Raw genomic sequence first — 21042 nt, forward strand, 5'->3', positions numbered from 1 at the left:
GACCAGTTGACGCAAGGGATCTAGGGAAGCTGACATGACCGAGCCTCTGCTCAGGATCGACGACCTGCGGGTCGACATCGCCACGCGCGACCGCACCGTCCACGCCCTCGACGGCGTCTCGCTCGACCTCGCGCCCGGCGAGGCGCTCGGCGTGGTCGGCGAGTCCGGCTGCGGCAAGACCATGACGGCGCTCAGCGTGCTGGGCCTGCTGCCGCCCGGCGGAGCGGTGACCGGCGGCCGCATCCTCTTCGACGGGCACGACCTGGCCGCCGCGCCCGCGCCCGTCCTCCAGGACGTCCGCGGCAACACCATCGGCATGGTCTTCCAGGACCCGCTGACCTCGCTGAATCCGACGATGACGATCGGCGCGCAGGTCGCCGAGCCGCTCCTGCTGCACCGCGGCGTCTCGAAGAAGGAGGCGTGGGCGCGGGCCGAGGAGACCCTGCGGCTGGTGGGCATGCCGCAGCCGGCCGAGCGGATGAAGGCGTACCCGCACCAGCTGTCCGGCGGCATGCGTCAGCGCGTCGCCATCGCCATGGCGCTGGTCTGCGAGCCGAAGCTGCTCATCGCGGACGAGCCGACGACCGCCCTGGACGTGACGACGCAGCACCAGATCCTGGAGCTGATCGACGACCTGCGCTCGCGCCTCGGCATGGCGATGATCCTGGTCACGCACGACCTCGGCGTGATCGCCAACCGGGTCGACCGGGTGGCGGTGATGTACGCGGGCCAGGTCGCCGAACAGGCCGATGTGCGGGGCCTGTTCGCCCGGCCGCGGCACCGCTACACCGAGGCGCTGTTCGCCGCGCTGCCCGAGCGCGCCGCCGACCACGACACCGAACTGCACACCATCGCGGGTCTGCCGCCGAGTCTGACGGTGCGCCCGACGGGCTGCCGCTTCGCGCCGCGCTGTCTGTTCGCGACGGACGAGTGCCGTACGCAGGAGCCGGCGCTCACCGACGACGACGTGAGCGGCGCAGGGCACCGGTTCGCCTGTTTCCATCCGGTACCCGACGCGCGGGATGCGGCGCCGGAGGACGTGGTGGCGCCCGCGCCGATCCCCGCGCAGGTGACGGCGTCCGATGCCGTACTCCTCGAACTCGACGCGCTGGTCAAGGAGTTCCCGCTCAAGGGGGGCCCGTTCTCCCGCAGCAAGGGCACGGTCAGCGCGGTCGGCGGGGTGTCCCTGACCGTCCGCAGGGGCGAGACGTTCGGCATGGTCGGCGAGTCCGGCTGCGGCAAGACGACCCTCGGGCGGATCGTGGCGGGCCTGGAGGAGCCGACGTCCGGCGCCGTCCGCTTCGAGGGCCGCGACCGCGCGGAGCTCTCGCGCGCCGAACGCCGGGCGCACCGCAGGCGCGTGCAGCTGATGTTCCAGGACTCGACAGCGGCGATGGACCCGCGCATGCGGGTCGGCGAGATCCTGCGCGAGCCGCTCGTCATCCAGGGCGTGGGCGGCCGCGCGGAGCAGGAGAAGCTGATCGGCGAACTCCTCGACGCGGTCGGTCTGCCGCGCGGCGCCGTGCACCGCTATCCGCACGAGTTCTCCGGCGGCCAGCGTCAACGCCTGGGCCTGGCAAGGGCGTTGACACTCTCACCGGACCTGGTCGTGGCGGACGAGCCGGTCTCCGCGCTCGACGTGTCGGTGCAGGCGCAGATCCTCAACCTGATGCGCGAGCTGCAGCGCGAGCGCGGGCTCACCTATCTGTTCATCTCGCACGACCTGGCCGTGGTCCGGTACCTCGCCGACACGGTCGGGGTCATGTATCTCGGCAAGCTGGTGGAGGTGGGTCCCGCCGAGCGGGTCTACGCCCGTCCGCTGCACCCCTACACCCGCGGTCTGCTCGACACGGTGAACGTCCCGGACCCGGAGGCGGCCGCCTCCGGGACGCCGCTGACGGGCGAGACCCCGTCGGCCGCGCGGCCCCCGTCGGGGTGCCGGTTCCGCACGCGGTGCCCGGTGGCCCAGGACGTCTGCGCGACGACCGAACCGCCGGTGTCGGCGCCCGACGGTCCGGAACACCAGGTGGCCTGCCACTTCCCGCTCCAGGCCGCGCTGCCCGTCGGCTGACCGCCCCCAGCGGGCACGAACCGCCCGCTGAGCTGCGGCGGAGCCGTCTGCGGCGGCCATTGTCAGTGGTGGGGTGCAGACTGGCGGATACCTGGAGACAACGACGTTTCGGAGGTGTTCGGCATGACCGATGTACTGCTGGCGGTGGGCACGCGCAAGGGGCTGTTCCTGGGGCGCAGGCGCGGTGGCGCGGCCTGGGAGTTCGACGAGAGCCCGTACTTCAACGCCCAGGCGATCTACTCCGTCGCCCTCGACACCAGGGGCGAGGCACCGCGGCTCCTCGTGGGCGGGGACAGCGCGCACTGGGGACCGTCCGTGTTCCACTCGGACGACCTCGGGCGCACCTGGACCGAGCCGTCCGCCCCCGCCGTCAAGTTCCCCAAGGACACCGGGACTTCACTGGAGCGGGTGTGGCAGCTGCACCCGGCCGCCGCCGAGCCGGACGTGGTGTACGCGGGCACGGAGCCCGCGGCCCTTTACCGCTCGGCGGACCGCGGCGAGACCTTCGAGCTCTGCCGTCCGCTGTGGGAGCACCCGACGCGGTCACGGTGGGTGCCGGGCGGCGGCGGGGAGGGCCTGCACACGATCCTGACGGACGCGCGGGACCCGCGGGCCCTCACGGTGGCGGTGTCGACGGCCGGGGTGTTCCGCTCGGCGGACGGCGGCGCGAGCTGGGCCCCGGCGAACTCCGGGGTGTCCGCGGTGTTCCTGCCCGATCCCGACCCTGAGTTCGGGCAGTGCGTGCACAAGGTGGCGCGGGACGCGGCCGACCCGGACCGGCTGTACCTGCAGAACCACTGGGGCGTGTACCGCAGTGACGACGGGGGCGGGAAGTGGACCGACATCGGGGCGGGCCTCCCGTCGACGTTCGGGTTCGGCGCGGCCGCGCATCCGCACCGCGGGAACACGGCGTACGTCTTCCCGATCACCGCGGACGCGGACCGGGTCCCGGCCGACCGCCGATGTCGCGTCTACCGGACCCAGGACGCGGGCGAGAGCTGGGAGGCGCTCAGCGCCGGTCTGCCCGAGGACGACCACTACGGCACGGTGCTGCGGGACGCGCTGTGCACGGACGACGCGGACCCGGCGGGCGTCTACTTCGGCAACCGGAACGGCGAGGTGTACGCGTCGGCCGACGACGGCGACAGCTGGCGGCAGCTCGCGTCCCATCTTCCGGATGTGCTGTGCGTGCGCGCGGCCGTCGTGGGGTGAGGCGACACCGGCCCCTGCGCAGGTCGGACCGCCCGCGGTTACGGCAGGCGCCAGTCCACGGGCTGCGCACCCTGCCGCGTGAGCAGTTCGTTGGCCCGGCTGAAAGGACGCGAGCCGAAGAAGCCCCGGTCCGCCGACATCGGCGAGGGATGCGCGGACTCGATCGCCGGCAGGTCCCCGAGCAGGGGCCGCAGATTGCGGGCGTCCCGCCCCCACAGAATGGAGACCAGCGGCCGGTTCCGGGCGGCCAGTGCCCGGATCGCCTGTTCGGTGACCTCTTCCCAGCCCTTGCCCCGGTGCGCGCCGGGAGAGCGCGGCGCCGTCGTCAGCGCCCTGTTGAGCAGCAGCACGCCCTGCCGTGTCCACGGGGTGAGGTCGCCGTTGGACGGCCGGGACAGCCCCAGGTCCGTGTGCATCTCCCGGAAGATGTTCTGCAGGCTGCCGGGCAGCGACCGCACCTCGGGCGACACCGCGAAGCTCAGTCCGATCGCCATCCCCGGTGTGGGGTAGGGATCCTGGCCGACGATCAGCACCCGCACCTCGTCGAAGGGCTGCTGGAAGGCCCGCAGGACGTTCGCCCCGGACGGGAGATAGGTACGGCCGGCGGCGATCTCGGACCGCAGGAAATCCCCCATGGTCGCGATGCGTTCGGCCACGGGCTCCAGGGCCTTCGCCCAGCCCGCTTCGACAAGTTCGTTCAAAGGTCGCGCTGCCACGACGCGTCACTCTACTGCCCCACCGCGGCCCCGTTCCCGACGGGGACGAAGCCCCCCGCACGCGCAAGCTCCTCGCGAAGCTACTGTTCCTCCTCGTCCGTTCCTCCCGGTCGAGGGAGAAGCGGTGGGGACAAGAGGGAAGAGGGGATCCGGGTGCACCCTGCGAACCAGTCGGCGACTGCCGTGACCGTGCCGGACACGGAGCGCCGGGTGCTCGGCGTCGACTCGGGCGGATCGGGGCTGCGGGTCGCGCTCGCCTTTGCCGACGATCCGGCGCGGGCCGCGACCCGGGTGTCCCGCGAGCCGGTACGGACCGTGGCGTCCGGTATCGACCCGGCCCACCTGCTGGAGCAACTCCTGCCCATGGCACGGGAACTGCTGGCCGAGGCCGGCGGTCCGGTGCCGGCCGCGGTCACCGTCGGCGCCGCCGGGATGGCGACCCTCGGCGACGGTCTGCGGGCCGAGCTGCCGGCCGCCCTGGAGCGCGAACTGGGCGTCGCACGGCTCGCGTTGGCCGGGGACGCCGTCACCGCGTACGCGGGCGCGCTCGGCCAGCGGCCCGGCGCGGTCGTCGCCGCGGGCACCGGCCTGATCGCCCTGGGCACGGACCTCGGCACCTGGCGGCGGGCCGACGGCTGGGGGCATCTGCTCGGCGACAGCGGCGGCGGCGCCTGGATCGGGCGGGCCGGGCTCGACGCGGCGATGCGCGCGTACGACGGACGGCGCGGCGGGAGCAAGGCGCTGCTCGCACTGGCCGAGGAGCGGTTCGGCCCGGCGGGCGAGCTGCCCGGCCGGATCTATCCGCGCACCGACCGGCCCGCGGCGCTGGCCTCGTTCGCCCCGGACGTGGCCCGGTGCGCAGCGGCCGATCCGGTCGCGGCCGGGATCCTGCGCGACGCCGCCCGGCACATCGCGGAAGCCGCGGCGGCGGTCTGTCCGGCGGGCGGTGGAGAGGTCGCTCTCACCGGCGGCCTGTTCAGGACGGGCGAGCCACTGCTCGCCCCGCTCCGCCAGGAACTCGCGGAACAGCTCCCCGACGCGACCGTGACCTCCGCGGCCGGCGACCCCCTGCACGGTGCCCTCGTGATCGCCGGCGCCCTCGCCGCGGAGGAGCTGCGCCTGCCGCTGGACGGGCGTCTGCTGTACGTCCCGTAGACCCGGCGCACCCACGCGGACCAGGACACTTGAACCATCCGTAACTGAACGGACAATCAAGGACGGATACCGCTCAGCTGCCCCCTGACCGAACAACGGAGCCCTTCGAGCCAGTAGCATGCGGCGCCATGAGCTCCCCCACTGGGCCCGCTTCCGGCCTGCCTGTACGAATGCCGCGACCTCGCCAGCCCGGACGTCACCGTCGTCCGGAACCCGTGGCCGCTCCCGAGGGCGCACCCGCCCTCGTTCTCGCGGTGCCCGGCACGCCCAGTGCCGCCACGCGCATGCTCGCCGACGAGGTCGTGAGCATCGCCCGGTCCGAGCTGCCCGGCCTGGACGCGAGGGTCGGCTTCGTCGACGGGGAGGCCACCGACTTCCCGGTGTCCGCCGAGTTCCCCTCTCTCACCTCCGTGCTCGCGCACGCCGCGAAGGAGCGCACGGCCCGCTACGAGCAGGCGGTCGCCGCCGGCGTCGAGGCCAAGGAGCCCGACGGCCCCGTCGGGGTCGTCGTGCCGCTGCTGGCCGGCCCGGACAGCGCGCTGCTGCGCCAGATCCGCCAGGCCATCGCCGACAGCCGGGTCGCCGCCGAGCTGACCGACGTGCTCGGCCCGCACCCGCTGCTGGCGGAGGGCCTGCACGTGCGGCTCTCGGAGGCCGGTCTGGCGCGCGCCGACCGGGCCCGCCTGTTCACCGTGGCGACGGCCGCGGACGGCATCATCCTCGCGACGGTGGGCGGTGACGAGGCGGTGCAGGCCGCCGGGATCACCGGGATGCTGCTCGCCGCGCGGCTCGCCGTGCCGGTGATCGCGGCCGCCCTGGACGAGGAGGGCGCCGTCGCGGCGACCGCCGAGCAGCTGCGCGGCTCCGGCTCGCAGCAGCTGGCGCTCGCGCCGTACCTGATCGGGCCGGAGCTGGACCCGAGCGTGCTGGAGGCTGCGGCCAAGGATGCGGCGTGTGCTGCCGCGGAGCCGCTGGGTGCCTATCCGGCGATGGGGAAGCTGGCGCTGGCCAAGTACACGGCGGCGTTGGGGATCACTCCCCAGCCGGTTGCCTCCGGCGGTTGAGCGGAGCGACTGCGGGCCCGGGACTTCGTGTCCCGGGCCCTTTGTCTTGGACGGGTGGCGGTGGTCTCGTGGGATCTTTCGGCTCGTCCTCGATCGCCGGACGGGCCTGATCAGCCGAACACCACGCAGGAGGCCGCCGGGACCTGTACCGATCCGCCGCGTACCGGGGTGCCCGTGGTGTCGTCCACGGTGAACCAGGTCACGTCGCCGGAGCGTTCGTTCGCCGCGTAGAGGAAGCGGGCGCTGGGGTGCAGGGCCAGGTCGCGGGGCCAGTGGCCGCCGCAGGGGGTCGTCGAGCGGAGTGTGGGGTGCTCGCCCGTCGCGTCCAGGGCGAGGAGGGACAGGACGTCCTCGCCGCGGGTCGCCGTCCACAGGAAGCGGCCGTCGGGCGAGACGACCAGCTCGGAGGGGTAGGCGTCGCCGCGCGGTGCCCCGGGCAGGAGCGCGACTTCCGTCAGCGGCTTGAGGGTGCCGGTCGTGGCGTCCCACCGGCAGACGGTGAGGGTGGGGGCGAGTTCGTTGAGGACGTACGCGTGGCGGCCGGACGGGTGGAAGGCCAGGTGGCGGGGGCCGGAGCCGGGGCGCAGGGCCGTCTCGTGGTGCGGGGTGAGGCGGCCGTCGGTGAGGGCGCAGACGCGGACCGAGTCGGTGCCGAGGTCGACGCTGACCACCCAGTGGCCGCTCGGGTCCGGCAGGACCTGGTGGGCGTGCGGGGCCTGCTGCCGCTGCGGGTGCGGGCCCGATCCGGTGTGGCGCAGGACGTCGCGGCCGGCCGCGTCCGGGGTGCCGTCGGCGCGCAGCGGCACCGCGGTGACGCTGCCGGAGCCGTAGTTGGCGGTGAACACGTGGCCGCCCCGGACGGACACGTGGGTGGGGCCGTCGCCGTCGACCCGTACGGGCGGGGCGGCCAGGGTGACCGGCGTCGTGTCCGTACGGAACGCGGCGACGGTACCGTCGGCCGTCTCGCTGACCGCGTGCAGCAGACCGTCCGCGACCGCCAGGTACGAGGGGTCGGGCAGGGCGTCGGTGGCGCCGAGGAGGCGCAGCGAGCCGTCCGCCGTGTCGACCGCGGCGGTGGCGATACCCCGGCCGCCCGCCGCGGTGAACGATCCGATGTAGGCCCGCCCTGGCTGACTGCCGGTCACTGCTTCCCCTTTCGGCGTGCGGGCCCTGTGCCCGTGCGCCGACGGTAGCAGCGGGTCTAGACCAGGTCGTGCCAGGGAGTCCGGTGCCGCGCCGCGGGCGGCCGCTCCTCGCCGCGGGCCCGCGCGTGGGCGTCGGGGTGGTGCACGAAGGCCGGGGTGCTCTCGGTGGTGTCGTAGGTGCGGTGGAAGACCGCGGTGGCGGAGCCGGAGATCGGCGGCACGATCCAGGACCAGTCGGCGCCGACGGTGCGGCCGCGGGACTCCTCGCGGGCGAGGTGGGTCAGGAAGCGGTCGGACTCGGTGTGGTGGTCGGTGACGGTGACGCCCGCCCGGTCGAAGGAGTGCAGGACCGAGCGGTTGAGCTCGACGAGCGTCCGGTCCTTCCAGAGGGAGCGGTCGCTGCTGGTGTCGAGGCCCAGGCGGTGGGCGAGGTGGGGCAGGAGGTTGTAGCGGTCGGTGTCGGCGAGGTTGCGGGCGCCTATCTCGGTGCCCATGTACCAGCCGTTGAAGGGGGCCGCGCCGTAGCAGACACCGCCGATCTCCAGGCACATGTTGGACAGCGCGGGAACCGCGTGCCAGCGCAGGCCGAGCTCGGACCACCAGCCGAACTCCGGGTGGTGGAGCGGGACTTCGAGGATCGCGTCCGGCGGCAGGTCGAACCAGCGGGGCGGCTCGTGCGGGACCCGCTGCACGATCAGCGGGAGCACGTCGAAGGACGTGCCCGCGCCGCCGCGCCAGCCGAGGCCCCGGGCGAACTCGGTCAGGCCCGCGCCGCGCGGGTCACCGACGACGTGCCCCTCGGGCTGGACGTATCCGGCGTAGCGGATGAGCTGTTCGTTCCAGATGCGCGGTCCCGGCCTGCCGGGGGCGTCCGGGGCGAAGACGGTGATCAGCGGCCGGATGCGGCCGTCGGGGGCGGCCTCGCGCAGATGGTCGGCGCAGGCCGCGGCGATCTCCTGCGCGTCGGTGAGACGGCGCAGGTCGCGGACGCGCAGGGAGCGCCAGTACAGGCGGCCGATGCAGCGGTTGGCGTTGCGCCAGGCGACGCGGGCGCCGTGGACGAGTTCCTGCGAGGTGTGCGTGTAGGTGCCCGTGGCGGCGAGTTCCGCCTCGATCTCGGCGAGCCGGGGGGCGGGGTCGCCGAGCTCCTCCTCCGCGTGGTGGCGCCGGACGAAGTCGGCCGCCGCACGGGCCACCTCCCTCGTCGCAACACCGCCCGACCGGGGGCGGACGCCGTCGGCGGGCCGGGGCCCGCGCTCGTGGCGGGGTACGTCGGGAGTGGCGGACAGCCAGCCCTCCACGTCCCGTGATCCGTTCCTGCGCAGGTCGCTTCGCATGACACACCCCAGCGGCTCGACAACGGCGCACGGCTCACTCCCGCGCGGCCGTGTGCCCAGGTGTCCAATGGCGCGGGGTTACCCCTCGGGCAGGCTGATCCACCCTGTACGCGCCCCGGGAAGTGCCTCACTCGGGGCCGAGTTGTCCACGCCGATGCGAGACAACCACAAGTCGGTCCCGGTCGGCGGCCGGGTCACGGACGTACGGGGAGCGCGGGGAACTACGCAGCGGCGCGCAGGCTTTCTCACGCGCCCAGGCTCGCGCGCCCGGCTCCGCGCAGTGGCACGGCGAGCTCGACGAGGGCCTGTTCCAGGGCGTGCAGATGGGCCAGGACGGGCTCGGCCTCGGCGGCTCCCGGTGCCGTGACCGTGCCGCGGGAGTAGGGGGCGGGCGCGGTGAGGGCCTCGACGGCTGTCTCCACGCGCCAGCAGGCGGCGGCGAGACGGGCGTCGTGCGAGGCCTCCGGGTCGGCGGCGACGGAGGCGAGCCCGCGCACCTCGCGCGCGCAGTCGTCGAGCAGCGCCAGCACCTGGCGGGCCCGTCCCTTGCGGGCCCGCAGCGGGCTGAGCGGGTGCACGAGCGGCGCGAGCGAGAGCCGTACGCGGCCGAGGAGGGACTCCAGTTCGCGGACGCGCGGGGCGGGGTCCGCCGCGGTGTCACCGGCGAGCCGGGCGGCGGCCTCGGCGGTGCACGCGTGGACACAGCGCAGGGCGCGCTCCACCCAGGCGTCGGTGACGGAGTGCGTGGTCACCGGGAGTACGAGGAGCACGGCGAGTACGGCGCCCAGCGCCCCGACGGCCGTCTCGCCCACGCGCAGGGCCAGCAGCGCCGGATCGAGCACGCCCAGCAGCCCGTACAGCATGCTCGCCATCACGGTCACCGCGAGCATCATCCAGGTGTAGGACACGGCGGCGGTGTAGAAGATGCCGAAGACGCCGGCGGCAATGACCACGGCGGCCGCGGCCGGTACGTCGTGCAGCGGTACGGCGATCAGGAATCCCAGCACGATGCCGAGCACCGTGCCCAGGAACCGCCGGAAGCCGCGCACCAGCGTCTCGCCGCGCGAGGTGGTGTTGACGAACACCCACCAGGTGGCGCCCACGGCCCAGTACCACCGCTGGTCGGACAGCAGCTGGCCGACGGCGAGGGCGAAGCCGGCGCCCGCGGTCGCCTGCACGGCCTGCCGCGTGGTGATCCGGGCCAGCCCGGTGCCGGTGCCCGGCGCGACCACGGCCGCCGGTGCCGGGATCCGCCGCTCGTAGCACCAGGCCCCGAACCGCACCGTCGACGCCGCGGCGAGCGACATCAGCACGGCCGCGTACAGCTCGGGCAGCTGTCCGGGAGCGGTGTGCAGGAACTGCGCCGCGAAGAAGGTCATGAAGGCGAACACGCCGAGCGAGTGCCCGCGTGGCCCCCAGCGCCGCGCGTACACGCCCGCCCCGACGACGGCCAGGAACGCCAGGTCACGGGCGAGGGGCAGGGTGTGCAGTACGGCCGCGAGCGCGAGCACCGGGAGCCCGACGACCGGCAGCAGCGCCGTGGTGACGGCCTGCCCGCGCACCGTCGTGTCGGTGACGGTGAACAGGGCGAGCAGCGCGGCCAGACCACCTGTGATGGCCGCCGCCAGCGAGTGCCCGGCGGCCGCGCATACCACCACGGCCAGCCCGATCCCGAGCACCGCACGGCTCGCGAACCGCAGCCGCATCCGTCCCGGATCCGGCGCCACGAACGCCCTCTTCAGCAAGTTGCCCCGCCCTTTCCGCTCACCGGGCGCACCGCGACACGGGCCCCGACATGAGTAAGGCGCCGCGGAGATCCCGGAGGGTCCGCAGCGCCATCGACATGCATATCTCAGCACCTATGTGGCTCATGGTTCAACAAGGGTCGAAAGCCCTGTACCAATGGCCCAGGACATGGCCGTCCCTGGTGGCCGACAGGGGGCCAACGGACCATTTCCGGTCGGGCCGGGTCACCCCGCACGGGCGACGTGCGCGGGGCTGCCGCAGCCGAAGGTTCCGGGCAGGATCCAGCCCCGTGCCACGAGAGGACCCGCCATGGCGATCGCCGGTGCCGTCTGGCCGTTGGTCGGCCGCATCGTCCAGCAACTCGTCCGCGTCACCATCCTGGACATGGCCACGCGACTCGCGGCGCAGGCGTTCCTGGCCGTGCTGCCGTTGCTCCTCGCCATCGCGTCGTTCTGCCCGCGGGCCGTCCGGGACGATCTCGTGCGCTCGGTGAGCCTGCTGCTCGGGACGGGCGGGGCGCTGGCGGCCGGGGTGAAGGAGCTGAGCGAGGGCGGCGACACCGCCGCGCACAGCTGGGGTGTGACGGGCCTCCTGGTGGCGCTGCTCTCCGCGACCGCGTTCACCCGCGCCCTGCAACGTCTGTGCGAGCGGTCCTGGGAGCTGCCGCGCTCCGGAATCCGGTTCGTGGCCTGGCGGTGGCCCGCCTGGCTGCTCGTGTGGACCGTGGCGCTGATCGTGCAGGGCACGCTGCACCGCACCGTCGACGCGGGACCGGCCGTCGCGTACCTGCTGCAGCTGACCGTCACGGTGCCCATGTGGTGGTGGACCCAGCACCTCCTGCTCGTCGGGCGGGTGCCGTGGCTGCCGCTGCTGCCGGGGGCCGTGCTGACCAGCGCGGGAGCCGTCGCGTTCTGCGCATTGTCGGGGCTGTGGCTGCCGCGCACCCTGCGCGTGAGCACGGAGCGCTACGGCGCCCTCGGCTCGGTGTTCACCCTGTTGTCCTGGCTCATCGTGCTCTTCACCATCGTCGTGTTCGGGGTGGCCGTCGGCCGGACGCTGGCGCAGGAGGAGTTCCTGCGCCGCCGCCTCGGTGTCGGGTCAGGCTGACATCGCGGACACCCGGCCCGTGCGGACCGCGGCGGCCAGCGCCTCGTGATCGCGCGCGTTCTGGTCGGCGTAGGCCTCCGCGAAGTCGGCGACGGCCCGGTCGAAGACGTCGGACCGGCCCAGATAGGCGGCGATGGCGATCCGGTCGCCGGAGCGCGCGTGCGCCCGGGCCAGCGTCGCCCCGCACAGCCTGCCGAACAGCCGCATCTCGTCCGGGGTCATCAGATCGGCCTGGGGTATCGCCTTCCAGTCCCGCAACTGGCGTACGTAGAAGTCGCGTTCGGCACCGTCCAGACCGTGGACCCGTTCCCAGCCGAGGAACATGTCGCTGGTCGCCTGCATCAACCGCTGTCCCGCGACGACGCGTTCGCCCTGATTGGTGTGGCGGCTGCGGCCCGCGAACTCGGCGAGCGCCGAGGTCTGTGCCTCCTTCGCCTGCAGCAGGAGGGGATCGCGGTCGTCGCGGCCGAGCAGCAGGACGATCCAGCAGCGCGTGCCCACGCTGCCCACACCGACCACCTTCCGGGCCATGTCGACCACCTGGTACTCGGCCAGGAGTGCCCGGCGGTCGGCGGGGAGGCTGCGGCCGTACCGCTCGATCAGGTCCCGCAGCCGCCCTTCGAGGTCCTTGCGCTCGACATCCGGCAGCAGGGTGTCGAGCGGTGTGATCAGGGGCGGGTCCGCGGTGAGCCGCAGCTCGCCGTCGACCACGTGCGCCAGTTTCTCCAGCGCCTGCAGATGGTCGCGGGTGCGGGCCTTGCCCAGGGCCCGGGACACCCGCCGTCGGGCGGGCGTGGCCAGCCGGCCCGACATCGTGCGGTACAGGTCGTCGGCGTCGATCCGGGCGTACCAGACGTCGATGGTCCGCATGCCGGCGAACCGGGCCATCCACCTCCGGTAGGCGCGGGCCGCCGACCGCACCACGCGGGCCCGCTCGGAGCGGCGGAAGCCGTTGGCGCGGCCGGCGATGACGAGGCTGGCGGCCAGCCGCTTCACGTCCCACTCCCACGGTCCGGGGAGCGTCTCGTCGAAGTCGTTGACGTCGAACATCAGGTGTCGCTCCGGGGAGGCGAGCAGCCGGAAGTTCAACATGTGCGCGTCCCCGCAGAGTTGGGCCCGCAGTCCGCTGGCCGGGGTGGCGGCCAGGTCGGCCGCCATCAGCCCGGCCGCGCCCCGGTAGAACCGGAACGGCGACTCGATCATGCGCCCGTAGCGGATCGGCACGAGGTCGGAGAGCCTGCTCGCCGACTGCCGTTCGATCACGTCCACCGGGTCGGGGCGGTCCGCGGCGGGCGCGAACTCGGCGTGGCTGGACCGCGGGACGCGGGTGCGGGCCGCACGGCCCCGGCTCGCCCGCTCCTGCGCGGTGTGGTGTCGGATCGTGGTCTCGGTCATGGCGTGCTCCCTCCAGGGGTGGGCACTGTGGTCCCGCGGCGGCCGCGCCCGCGTCACCCCGTCGGTGTGAGCTCGCCTGCCAGGGGTGAGGCCGGGCTCCCGGTGGCGTCCCAGACTGGCGGGCATGGAACCGACGATGCGTGGACAGCGGTGGCTGGCGCGTGCGTCCCTGGCCGCCGCCGCGGCCGCGGTCGTGGTGCTGGGAGTGTTCGCGGGGCTGCGTACGTTCGCTCTGCTCGCGGTGGGGATCGGCGGTCTGGCCATCACGGCGGCGGCGGTCTGGTGGGTTCTCAGCAGAAGGGGGGTGCTGAGGTTCCTCGCGCTGGTGCTGGCCGTGGCCGCTCCGGTGTGGGTCCTGGTGGCGTACGCCCGGCGGGACCTGCTGTGGGTGGTCCTCGTGTCGGGTGCGCTGTGGCTCGTCGCGGTCGGCGCCGGGCGAGCGGCGCTCGCGCCGGGCGCGGCCGCGGGCCCGATGCCCGAGCAGCCGGCGCCGCGGTTCCGCCACCCCGCCCTGATCATGAATCCGCGGTCGGGCGGAGGAAAGGTCCGCCGCTTCGAACTGAGGGAACTGGCTGCCGAGTTGGGGGCCGATGTGGTGCTCCTGGAGTGGCGGGAGGAGACCGATGTGGCGGCCCTGGCGCGCAAGTGCGCGGCCGAGGGGGCCGATCTCCTCGGGGTCGCAGGCGGCGACGGGACGCAGGCGCTGGTCGCCGAGGTCGCCGCCGCTCTCGACCTGCCCTTCCTGGTGATCCCGGCCGGCACCCGCAACCACTTCGCGCTCGATCTGGGCCTGGACCGCGACGACCCCGCCCGGGCCCTGGACGCGCTGCGCGACGGGGTGGAGCTGCGGGTGGATCTGGGCCGGGCCGGTGGGCGGCCGTTCGTCAACAACGTCTCGTTCGGCGCCTATGCGGAGGTGGTGCAGAGCCCGGCCTACCGGGACGACAAGACACGCACCACCCTCAGGCTGCTGCCCGATCTGCTCGTGGGGCACCAGGGCGCGAAGCTGACGGCGCGGGCCGGGGAGCAGGAATTCAGCGAGCCGCAGGCGCTGTTGGTCAGCAACAACCCCTACGGCGCGAACGACGTGGCCGGGCTGGGCCGGCGTACGCGCCTGGACGGCGGGGTCCTCGGCTGCGTCGGGGTGCGGGTCACGAGTGCCGCCCGGGCGGCGGGGCTGCTGCGCGGCGGGCGGTCGGCCGGGCTGACCACGGCGACGGCGACCTCGGTGGTCGTCGACGCCGACCAGGAGTGGATCCCGGCCGGGGTCGACGGTGAGGCGATGCGCCTGAGCGTCCCCGTGCGGTGCGAGGTGCGGCCCGGTGCCCTGCGGGTGATCGTGCCCCGGCGGCGTCCGGGCGCGTACCGCGCACGCGCACGGGTCGACTGGCGCCACATCGGGCGGCTCGGGCTGACCTTCCGGGGCTGAGCGGCGCGGTGTCCCGCCACTACATGGGAGCTCCGTAGACCTTGTGCGCCTCGCGGGTCCCGTACATGACCAGCGCCCAGATCACCGTGATGTCCAGGGCGATGATGATGGCCGACCAGATCGGGTAGTACGGCGTGAAGAAGAAGTTCTCCAGCGCGCTCAGGCCCATGACGACGATGCCGACGACGCGGGCCCAGGTGCGCCCGCTGAAGAGGTTGAAGGCCGCCGCGAGGATCACGACTCCGGTGATCAGCTGGATCCAGCCGCGGATGTTGGGGTCGAAGTCGAACGGATAGTCGTTCTGCGCCTGGTAGAAGTTGTCGCTGAGGATCCCGGAGAGTCCCGCGATCGCCTGGTAGAAGCCGACGATGGCCATCACGCACACGGCGAAGACGACTCCGCCGACGGCCACCGCACTCACACGCGGCTGCGGCTCGGGAGCGCCGGAGGGCGCCCGGCCCGCCGAGGTCTGCTCACTCATCTCGAATCCTCCTCCTCGGGGAGGCTGAAGCGTCTCCCCGTTCCCGCCCCCGGGGTTCACCCGCGTCGGATGAGCCCGGCTCCCCCGGCACCGTCACCCGCACGAGGTGATGTGGCCGGCCCGGGCCGCGCGAGAAGGTCGGCCGTGGACCGGTCTGTCGCACAGGAGGTGACGTCATGGGCGGGGCACAGGCGGGCTCGGGTCCCGAACCGGCCGGGACATCGCCGGGCGCCGACTTCGAGATCCGGGTGCGGGGCCGGATCGGCGAGGCCTTCAGGTCGGGCTTCAGCGAACTCACGATCGTGCTGCACCCCGCCGAGACGGTGCTGCTGGGAGCGGGCCTCGACCAGGCGGCCCTGTACGGGATCCTCGACCGCATCCAGGCGGTCGGCCTCGAACTCCTCGAGGTGCGCCGGCTGCCGGGCCCCCGCGACCGCAGAGCCTGAGGGCCGGTGCGCGGCGCCCCGTTCACGGCGGCCGGATCCGCCGTCGAAACAGGGCCGACAAGCCTCTTCCGGTGCCTCGGCTCCCCCGCCACGGTAGGGGCATGCCCTGCACATGGGGAGGTGAGGGGCATGCGCACAGGGGTGCTGAGCACGGGGCCCGACGGCTCCGTGCGGGGGCCCGGACGGGTGTCCGTCCTGCATCGGCGGCTGCGTTCGCTGAACCACGAGTCCACGGTGGTGGACGAGGCGGTGACGACCTGTCTGGTGTGGGTCGCCGGTGTCCTGGTGGAGATCGCGGGGGACGTCAGGAACCCGCGCGGCGCCAGTGAGCTGATGCACGAGGCGACGGCGGTACTGGCCTCGGTGCCCGGTCCGCGGCCGGACGCACCGGGGCCGCCGCTGACCGAACCGCTGACCAGTCGTCAGCTCGCGGTGCTGCACGAGCTGCAGCACGAGGTGCCGCTGCGGCAGATCGCGGACGGGATGTACGTGTCGTACAACACGGTCAAGAGCCATGCCCGCGCCGTCTACCGGAAACTGGGCGCGCGGTCGCGGGCCGAGGCGGTGGGCCGGGCCCGGGAGCTGGGTCTGATGTAGGGACCGGTGTCGTGCGCGGGGCGGGCCGGTCCCGGGCAGCGGGCGGTCCCCTGCCGGGGCCGGAGCGGGCCGGTCACAGCAGCTGCAGTTCGCGGGCCCGCCGGACGGCGGCCGAGCGCCGGGAGACGGCGAGCTTGCGGTAGACGCTCTTGAGATGGGTCTTCACGGTGTTCACCGAGAGGTACAGCTCCTCGGCGATCTCCTCGGTGGTCATCATCTGCGCGAGCCGGTCCAGCACATCGTGTTCCCGTGCGCTGAGCCGCTCGGCGGGGTGCTGCGGGACCGCTCCGCGCTCCGGCACGGCGGCGGTTTCCTCGGCCCGTGCCGGGCGTGCGGACGCGAGCAGCGCGGTGCATGTGGGGGCCACGGTGCGCAGTACCGGGCCGGGGAGCCGGGCGGCGGCCAGGACGGCGCCGACCGGTGCCGTGGTCGCGCCGCCGCGCTCCACCACCGTGGTCAGGCGTGCCACCAGCGCACCGACCTCGGAGAGGAACGCGTCGGGCAGGGTGCTCAACGCGGCCTCGCCGCGGGCGAGTTCGTGCCGGGCCCGGGCGGGGGCGCCGCGGGCCAGTTCGACCCAGGCGCGCACGAGGTGCAGGGTGGCGCGGGTGGGCTCGGCCGCGGTCCAGGCGGGCAGCGGCGGCTGGGCCGCCAAGGTGGTGAGTTCGTCGGCGGCCCGGAAGCGGCCGCGCAGCGCCTCGATGAGCGCCAGTTCGACCAGGCAGTCGCGGCGCAGCGGTCCGTTCCCCGCGGAGCCGGCCGCCTTGAGCCCGCCGGTGAGGGTCGTCTCGGCCGCCTTGAGGCTGCCGGCCCTGAGTTCGCCGCTGCCCCGGACGGTCAGTGTGAGGGCGGCGATCTCCGGGCGCTGTTGCAGCGCGGCATGCGGCAGGTGCGGCCGCGCGGACTCGGCGTCGGCCGCGGCGGCGCGGGCCGCCTGCGGGTCGCGTGAGCGCAGCCGCTCCATGCGGATCACGGCGTGGGCCAGCCGGCACCGCGCGGCGCGGTCCTCCTCCGGCGGCGCGACGTCGAGCAGCCGGGCGGCCTGTTCCAGCGCGCGGACGCAGGCCCGGTCGTCGTGGCGGGTCCGGGCGACGGCCGCGGCGAGCAGGGCGGATTCGGGCGCGTCGGGCGCGAGGTCGTCGAGGGGCTGCCGAGTCAGTTCCGCGGGCAGCCGGGCCGTGGACAGGCCGAGGACCTGGCCGATCGCCAGGTGGTGCACGATCAGCCGGGCCGCCCGGTCCCCGTCGCCGGCGGCCAGCAGGTGCCGTACGGCGTCGGCGAGCAGCCCGTGGTCGCCGAGCCAGGCGGCCGCGCGCCGGTGCAGCGGGGCGACGAGGCCGGGGGTCTCGTGGCGCAGGCACATCCGCAGCACGTCGGCGAACATCTGGTGGCAGCGGTACCAGCCCTGGCCCTCCGGCTGCAGGAAGGAGTTCTCCCGGACGAGGGCCGCGAAGTGCCGGCCCGCGTCCTCGCCGGAGAGCTCGGCGGCCAGTTCGGCGTTGACCCGGCCGAGCAGGCTCGTCGCGAGCAGCAGGCGGCGCATGCCGGGCGGCTGCAGATCGAGCACCTCCTCGACGAGGTAGCTGGCGATCGCCTCGTCGTCGCCCGCGAACTGCGCCACGAACCGGTCGGGGTCGTGGCGCTTCTCCATGGACATCGCGGCGAGCCGCAGCCCCGCGGCCCAGCCGTCCGTGCGGCGGCGCAGCGCGCTCACCGTGTGCTTCGGTACGTCGATGCCGTGCTGGGCGAGCAGTGCCGCCGTCTCCCGGTCGTCGAACGCGAGGTCGGCGGTGCGCAGTTCGGTGACATCACTGGTGAGCCGGCCGCGGTGCAGGTGCAGCGGCGGGTCGCGGCGGGCGAGGACCACCAGGCGCAGCAGGCCCGAGGTGTGGCGCAGGAGGCTGGTGACGCCCTCCGCGATCGGTGAGCTGGGGGCCGGCTGGAAGCCGTCCAGGACCAGCACCACCGGCTCGTCGCGCGCGTTCAGCCGGGCGGCGAGGGCCGCCACGAGGAAGGGCCCCTCCCCCGCGGTGGCCGACTCGGGCAGATCGACCCCGGCCCGGCGCAGCGCGTCGGTCACCCGGGGCCAGAACACCCCGGCCTCCTCGGCGCGTCCGTCGCAGGAGACCCAGGCGAGCGGTCCGGGCGGGTGACCGGTGTGCGCCCACTCCAGGGCGAGGGTCGTCTTGCCGGCGCCCACGGGGCCGACGACGACGGTCAGCGGGCCGAGGGCGCCCCGGGCGAGCCGGTCCGTGAGGTGCGGCCGGGGGACGAGCCAGGCGGGCAGCGCGGCGATCGTGCAGGGGGCCGTGTGCTGCGGGCCGTCGTCCCGTCCGGGCGGTGACCACGCGTCCATGGGGCACCTCGCTCTCGGGGCGCAGTGGCGCGGCACAGGCCAGTGTGGGCCCCGGCGGGCGGGAGGGAGCGCGACGGGCACCATCTCATCCGGGTGAAGTTCCGGCGTGCGACGGCGCGTTGCGGGGCGCCCGGTGCGGGTGCCCCGCCGCTCGGGTCAGCTGCCCTGCAGGGCGGCGACCAGCTCCTCCTCCTTGTCCTTGGTGAGGGACGTGCGCAGCACGGTGGGCTGGAAGGGACGCAGGGCGTCACGCACGCGGTCGGGGGTGGAGCGCCGTACGAGGGCGAAGACGGCGGCGTGGCCCGGTTCGAGGGTGGCCGCGACCTCCTTCACGAAGCCGTCGTGGACACCGATGTCGGTGAGCTTCCCGGCCAGCGCGCCGGTGGCGGCCCCCACCGCGGCACCGAACACCGGCATCAGGAAGAGCAGCCCGAACAGCGAACCCCACAGGGCGCCGCCGGCCGCGCCGGCGGCGGTGGTGCTGAACGTCTGCTGCACGTGGATCTTGCCGTCGGCGGTCCGCCAGGCGAGCGCCGCGTCCTCCAGGTCGAGCAGTTCCTGCTTGGAGAGGTCCCGGCTGAGGCGCAGGACCGCTTCCGCCTTCTCCTTGTCCGTGAAACCGAGCACGACGAGATCGGCCATCAGGTCCTCCTGCGGTGGTTGCGGGTCGTCGACTTGTCGGGTTTTGATCGGGGCTCGACCGGCTCTCCCAGGCGCTCCGCGGCGGCGAGGAGCTCGGCGGCGACGGGTTCGAGTGCCTCCACGGTGAGGAAGCCCTCCGCGACGGGCACGCCGCCGACGTCGCGGATGGCCGCGCGCAGGTACTTCGCCCACACGTGCTCCAGCAGGACGAAGGCCGCCGAGCCGCCCGGGTCCATGGACTCGGCCATCTCCCGGATCTCGATCAGGGACAGGCCGAAGGCATTTCCCTCGGCGAGGCTCGGGTACTCCTCCTGGGCCGCCTTGATCCGCTCCTTGGAGACACCGAGCAGGGCGGCGACCGTCTCGCCCATCCCCTCGGCCTGGAAGTCGAGGGTGAACAGGTCCCCGCTGAATTCCTTGCGGACGAAGAGCATGTCGAGGACACGGATCTGCCCGTTCGCCTCGAGGATCCCGAGCTCCTCGGCGATCCGCCCCTCGACCTTGGCTTCGGGGCCGAACTCGACCACGAGGAGTTGTACCGGTCCGATCCCTGTCATGGTTCCTCCTTCGACGCGACGGGCCTTCTCCGTCACGGCAGCCATGACAGCGGCGACGGGCCCGGGGCGCGTCACCCGCCGCAGGTGAGCAAGGCCCGGGCCGGCCCGGGGACGCTGGCCGGCGGAGGTGCGACGCCCATGAGCGATGAACGGACACCGCGGCAAGGCGACGGTGCCCCGGCCCCGGACAGCCCCGATGAATCCGAACTGGTACGTCTGCGCGCGGAGGTCGAGCGGCTGCGCGACCGGGCCGGCGCCGAGCGGCGCCGGCAGACCCGGATCCTGTCGGTCCGCCGCGCCGTCGCGGCGGTGCTGATCGCACTCGTCGCCGTGCTCTCGGTCACCTCGGTGATCGGACTGTGGGGGTCGCGGACGACGCTCGACACGGACCGCTGGGTCGCGGCGGTGGGTCCGCTGCCCGAGGACCCCGACGTGAACGCCGCCGTGTCCACGTACCTGACGAACGAGATCTTCGTCGAACTGGACGTCAGGCAGCGGCTGTCCGAGGCGCTGCCGCCCCGGGCGTCCTTCCTGGCGGCGCCGGTCACCGGGGCCGTGCACGACTATCTGCAGAAGTCGATCTCCAAGCTCATCGCCACCGACCGGTTCGAGGACCTGTGGCGCGCGACGAACCGGTTCGCGCACGCGCAGATCGTCGCGGTGCTGGAGAAGAAGAACGAGAACGTGCGGGTGAGCGGCGACACGGTCACCCTGAACCTGCTGCCGATGGTCAACAACCTGCTGGGCTCGATCGAGGATCAACTGCCCACGCTGTTCGGCAAGAAGCTCGATCTGCCGCCGCTGTCCTCCGGCGAGGTTCCGCCCGGACTGCACCAGCGGATCGAGAAGGCGCTCGGGGTGTCGCTGCCGGCGGACTTCGCGCAGATCCGCCTCTACAACCGGCACGAGCTGGGGCAGCTCCAGGAAATGGTGCTGTTGTTCAAGCGCGCGGTGGTGGGGCTGCTGATCGCCGTGCCGGTGCTGCTCGCGCTCGCCCTGTGGGCGTCGCCGAACCGTCGGCGCACCCTGCTGCAGCTCGGCCTGTGGCTGGTCGTGACGGTCACCGTGCTGTCGAGCGTGCTGCGGGCCGTGCGGGACCAGCTGATCGGCCAGGTGCAGCCCGGTGTCTACCGCGACGGCGTAGCGGCCGCGCTGCACACGGTGTTCACCACCCTGCGCGATCGGGGCGACCAGTTGCTGTGGCTCGGCATCGTCATCGCGCTCGTGGCGTACCTGGCCGGACCGGGACGGCTGCCGGTGGCGCTGCGTCAGCACACGGCGCAGGGCGCCCGGGCCACGGGCCGCTTCCTGGCGCGGGCCGGTGAACGGGCCGCCGGGAGGTCGCCGGTGCGGACGTGGCTCGTGCGGCACGCCGATGTCCTGCGGGTGGCCGGGGTGGTCGTCGCGGTCCTGGTCGCGCTGGCGCTGTCGTCGTGGACCGGCCTGCTCGTGGTGGCGCTCGTGCTGGCCGCGTACGAGATCGCGCTCACGCTCCTCGCGCGGGCCGGAGCCTCACCCCCGGCAGGTGAAGCCGCTGCGGGGGCACCCGCCAAGACTGGCGCATCCAGCTGACCGAGGGCAGGAGA

Annotated in this window: 18 protein-coding genes; 9 read left to right on the top strand and 9 right to left on the bottom strand. The window is 73.9% G+C overall.

Going from position 1 to position 21042, the window contains the following annotated elements; all coding sequences use genetic code 11:
* The first annotated feature begins 34 nt into the window (after positions 1–34).
* Positions 35–2071, top strand: coding sequence for an ABC transporter ATP-binding protein (locus ACVHNB_RS24745; protein ID WP_456225908.1), 2037 nt, complete (start codon positions 35–37; stop codon positions 2069–2071).
* A gap of 123 nt (positions 2072–2194) precedes the next feature.
* Positions 2195–3283, top strand: a complete 1089-nt coding sequence (locus ACVHNB_RS24750; protein WP_428956476.1) for a WD40/YVTN/BNR-like repeat-containing protein — start codon at positions 2195–2197, stop codon at positions 3281–3283.
* A gap of 38 nt (positions 3284–3321) precedes the next feature.
* Here ACVHNB_RS24750 and ACVHNB_RS24755 read toward each other — a convergent pair whose 3' ends face one another.
* Positions 3322–3999 carry a uracil-DNA glycosylase gene (locus tag ACVHNB_RS24755; RefSeq protein WP_428956475.1) on the bottom strand — a complete coding sequence of 226 codons (678 nt, stop codon included), beginning with the start codon at positions 3997–3999 and terminating at the stop codon, positions 3322–3324.
* A gap of 153 nt (positions 4000–4152) precedes the next feature.
* Between ACVHNB_RS24755 and ACVHNB_RS24760 the strand changes: the two genes are divergently transcribed.
* Positions 4153–5154 (top strand): N-acetylglucosamine kinase, encoded by a 1002-nt coding sequence (locus tag ACVHNB_RS24760; RefSeq protein ID WP_456225909.1) that lies wholly within the window; start codon positions 4153–4155, stop codon positions 5152–5154.
* Between the two features lie 128 nt (positions 5155–5282).
* Positions 5283–6218, top strand: coding sequence for a sirohydrochlorin chelatase (locus ACVHNB_RS24765; protein ID WP_456225910.1), 936 nt, complete (start codon positions 5283–5285; stop codon positions 6216–6218).
* 110 nt (positions 6219–6328) lie between these two features.
* Here ACVHNB_RS24765 and ACVHNB_RS24770 read toward each other — a convergent pair whose 3' ends face one another.
* The 3 genes from ACVHNB_RS24770 to ACVHNB_RS24780 all read right to left on the bottom strand — a co-directional run bounded on the left by ACVHNB_RS24770 (position 6329) and on the right by ACVHNB_RS24780 (position 10445).
* On the bottom strand, positions 6329–7363 hold the full coding sequence (locus ACVHNB_RS24770; RefSeq protein WP_428956472.1) for a lactonase family protein: 1035 nt from the start codon (positions 7361–7363) through the stop codon (positions 6329–6331).
* A gap of 56 nt (positions 7364–7419) precedes the next feature.
* Positions 7420–8700: a nitric oxide synthase oxygenase gene (locus ACVHNB_RS24775; protein WP_428956471.1), complete on the bottom strand. Its 1281-nt coding sequence runs from the start codon at positions 8698–8700 to the stop codon at positions 7420–7422.
* 245 nt (positions 8701–8945) lie between these two features.
* A complete protein-coding gene (locus ACVHNB_RS24780; RefSeq protein WP_456225911.1) occupies positions 8946–10445 on the bottom strand; it encodes an FUSC family protein in 1500 nt (499 codons plus the stop codon).
* 310 nt (positions 10446–10755) lie between these two features.
* Here ACVHNB_RS24780 and ACVHNB_RS24785 point away from each other — a divergent pair, with 310 nt between their 5' ends.
* Positions 10756–11553, top strand: coding sequence for a YhjD/YihY/BrkB family envelope integrity protein (locus ACVHNB_RS24785; RefSeq protein WP_428956469.1), 798 nt, complete (start codon positions 10756–10758; stop codon positions 11551–11553).
* Here the strand turns inward: ACVHNB_RS24785 and ACVHNB_RS24790 are convergent.
* A complete protein-coding gene (locus ACVHNB_RS24790; RefSeq protein ID WP_456225912.1) occupies positions 11545–12948 on the bottom strand; it encodes a DUF2252 domain-containing protein in 1404 nt (467 codons plus the stop codon). The genes ACVHNB_RS24785 and ACVHNB_RS24790 overlap by 9 nt on opposite strands.
* A gap of 124 nt (positions 12949–13072) precedes the next feature.
* Here ACVHNB_RS24790 and ACVHNB_RS24795 point away from each other — a divergent pair, with 124 nt between their 5' ends.
* Positions 13073–14377, top strand: coding sequence for a diacylglycerol/lipid kinase family protein (locus ACVHNB_RS24795; RefSeq protein ID WP_428956467.1), 1305 nt, complete (start codon positions 13073–13075; stop codon positions 14375–14377).
* Between the two features lie 19 nt (positions 14378–14396).
* Here the strand turns inward: ACVHNB_RS24795 and ACVHNB_RS24800 are convergent, their stop codons facing one another.
* On the bottom strand, positions 14397–14858 hold the full coding sequence (locus ACVHNB_RS24800; RefSeq protein WP_428956466.1) for a DUF7144 family membrane protein: 462 nt from the start codon (positions 14856–14858) through the stop codon (positions 14397–14399).
* Between the two features lie 176 nt (positions 14859–15034).
* Between ACVHNB_RS24800 and ACVHNB_RS24805 the strand changes: the two genes are divergently transcribed.
* Together ACVHNB_RS24805 and ACVHNB_RS24810 are read left to right on the top strand one after the other, a co-directional pair.
* Positions 15035–15304 (top strand): hypothetical protein, encoded by a 270-nt coding sequence (locus ACVHNB_RS24805; protein WP_428956465.1) that lies wholly within the window; start codon positions 15035–15037, stop codon positions 15302–15304.
* Positions 15305–15433: 129 nt separating this feature from the next.
* Complete coding sequence (locus tag ACVHNB_RS24810; protein ID WP_428956464.1) at positions 15434–15901, top strand: helix-turn-helix transcriptional regulator; 468 nt, start codon at positions 15434–15436, stop codon at positions 15899–15901.
* A 73-nt stretch (positions 15902–15974) separates the two neighbouring features.
* On the opposite strand, the gene ACVHNB_RS24815 is transcribed toward ACVHNB_RS24810, so the two are convergent.
* The 3 genes from ACVHNB_RS24815 to ACVHNB_RS24825 all read right to left on the bottom strand — a co-directional run bounded on the left by ACVHNB_RS24815 (position 15975) and on the right by ACVHNB_RS24825 (position 19456).
* Positions 15975–18257, bottom strand: a complete 2283-nt coding sequence (locus ACVHNB_RS24815; protein ID WP_456225913.1) for a LuxR C-terminal-related transcriptional regulator — start codon at positions 18255–18257, stop codon at positions 15975–15977.
* 156 nt (positions 18258–18413) lie between these two features.
* Complete coding sequence (locus tag ACVHNB_RS24820; RefSeq protein WP_428956462.1) at positions 18414–18899, bottom strand: DUF1269 domain-containing protein; 486 nt, start codon at positions 18897–18899, stop codon at positions 18414–18416.
* The gene (locus ACVHNB_RS24825) at positions 18899–19456 is read right to left on the bottom strand and encodes a DUF1269 domain-containing protein (protein WP_428956461.1); all 558 of its coding nucleotides are present in this window, start codon (positions 19454–19456) and stop codon (positions 18899–18901) included. The genes ACVHNB_RS24820 and ACVHNB_RS24825 overlap by 1 nt, the downstream gene beginning before the upstream one ends.
* Before the next feature lie 138 nt (positions 19457–19594).
* Here ACVHNB_RS24825 and ACVHNB_RS24830 point away from each other — a divergent pair, with 138 nt between their 5' ends.
* The gene (locus ACVHNB_RS24830; protein WP_428956460.1) at positions 19595–21028 is read left to right on the top strand and encodes a hypothetical protein; all 1434 of its coding nucleotides are present in this window, start codon (positions 19595–19597) and stop codon (positions 21026–21028) included.
* Positions 21029–21042 lie beyond the last annotated feature (14 nt).

It is taken from the genome of Streptomyces sp. YJ-C3 (assembly GCF_053891275.1).

Coding starts and splice junctions, on each gene's coding strand:
- ACVHNB_RS24790 (WP_456225912.1), bottom strand. CDS start 12,948: ATGACCGAGACCACGATCCGACACCACACCGCGCAGGAGCGGGCGAGC.
- ACVHNB_RS24750 (WP_428956476.1), top strand. CDS start 2,195: ATGACCGATGTACTGCTGGCGGTGGGCACGCGCAAGGGGCTGTTCCTG.
- ACVHNB_RS24805 (WP_428956465.1), top strand. CDS start 15,035: ATGGGCGGGGCACAGGCGGGCTCGGGTCCCGAACCGGCCGGGACATCG.
- ACVHNB_RS24765 (WP_456225910.1), top strand. CDS start 5,283: ATGAGCTCCCCCACTGGGCCCGCTTCCGGCCTGCCTGTACGAATGCCG.
- ACVHNB_RS24830 (WP_428956460.1), top strand. CDS start 19,595: ATGAGCGATGAACGGACACCGCGGCAAGGCGACGGTGCCCCGGCCCCG.
- ACVHNB_RS24825 (WP_428956461.1), bottom strand. CDS start 19,456: ATGACAGGGATCGGACCGGTACAACTCCTCGTGGTCGAGTTCGGCCCC.
- ACVHNB_RS24745 (WP_456225908.1), top strand. CDS start 35: ATGACCGAGCCTCTGCTCAGGATCGACGACCTGCGGGTCGACATCGCC.
- ACVHNB_RS24810 (WP_428956464.1), top strand. CDS start 15,434: ATGCGCACAGGGGTGCTGAGCACGGGGCCCGACGGCTCCGTGCGGGGG.
- ACVHNB_RS24785 (WP_428956469.1), top strand. CDS start 10,756: ATGGCGATCGCCGGTGCCGTCTGGCCGTTGGTCGGCCGCATCGTCCAG.
- ACVHNB_RS24775 (WP_428956471.1), bottom strand. CDS start 8,700: ATGCGAAGCGACCTGCGCAGGAACGGATCACGGGACGTGGAGGGCTGG.
- ACVHNB_RS24820 (WP_428956462.1), bottom strand. CDS start 18,899: ATGGCCGATCTCGTCGTGCTCGGTTTCACGGACAAGGAGAAGGCGGAA.
- ACVHNB_RS24815 (WP_456225913.1), bottom strand. CDS start 18,257: ATGGACGCGTGGTCACCGCCCGGACGGGACGACGGCCCGCAGCACACG.
- ACVHNB_RS24800 (WP_428956466.1), bottom strand. CDS start 14,858: ATGAGTGAGCAGACCTCGGCGGGCCGGGCGCCCTCCGGCGCTCCCGAG.
- ACVHNB_RS24795 (WP_428956467.1), top strand. CDS start 13,073: ATGGAACCGACGATGCGTGGACAGCGGTGGCTGGCGCGTGCGTCCCTG.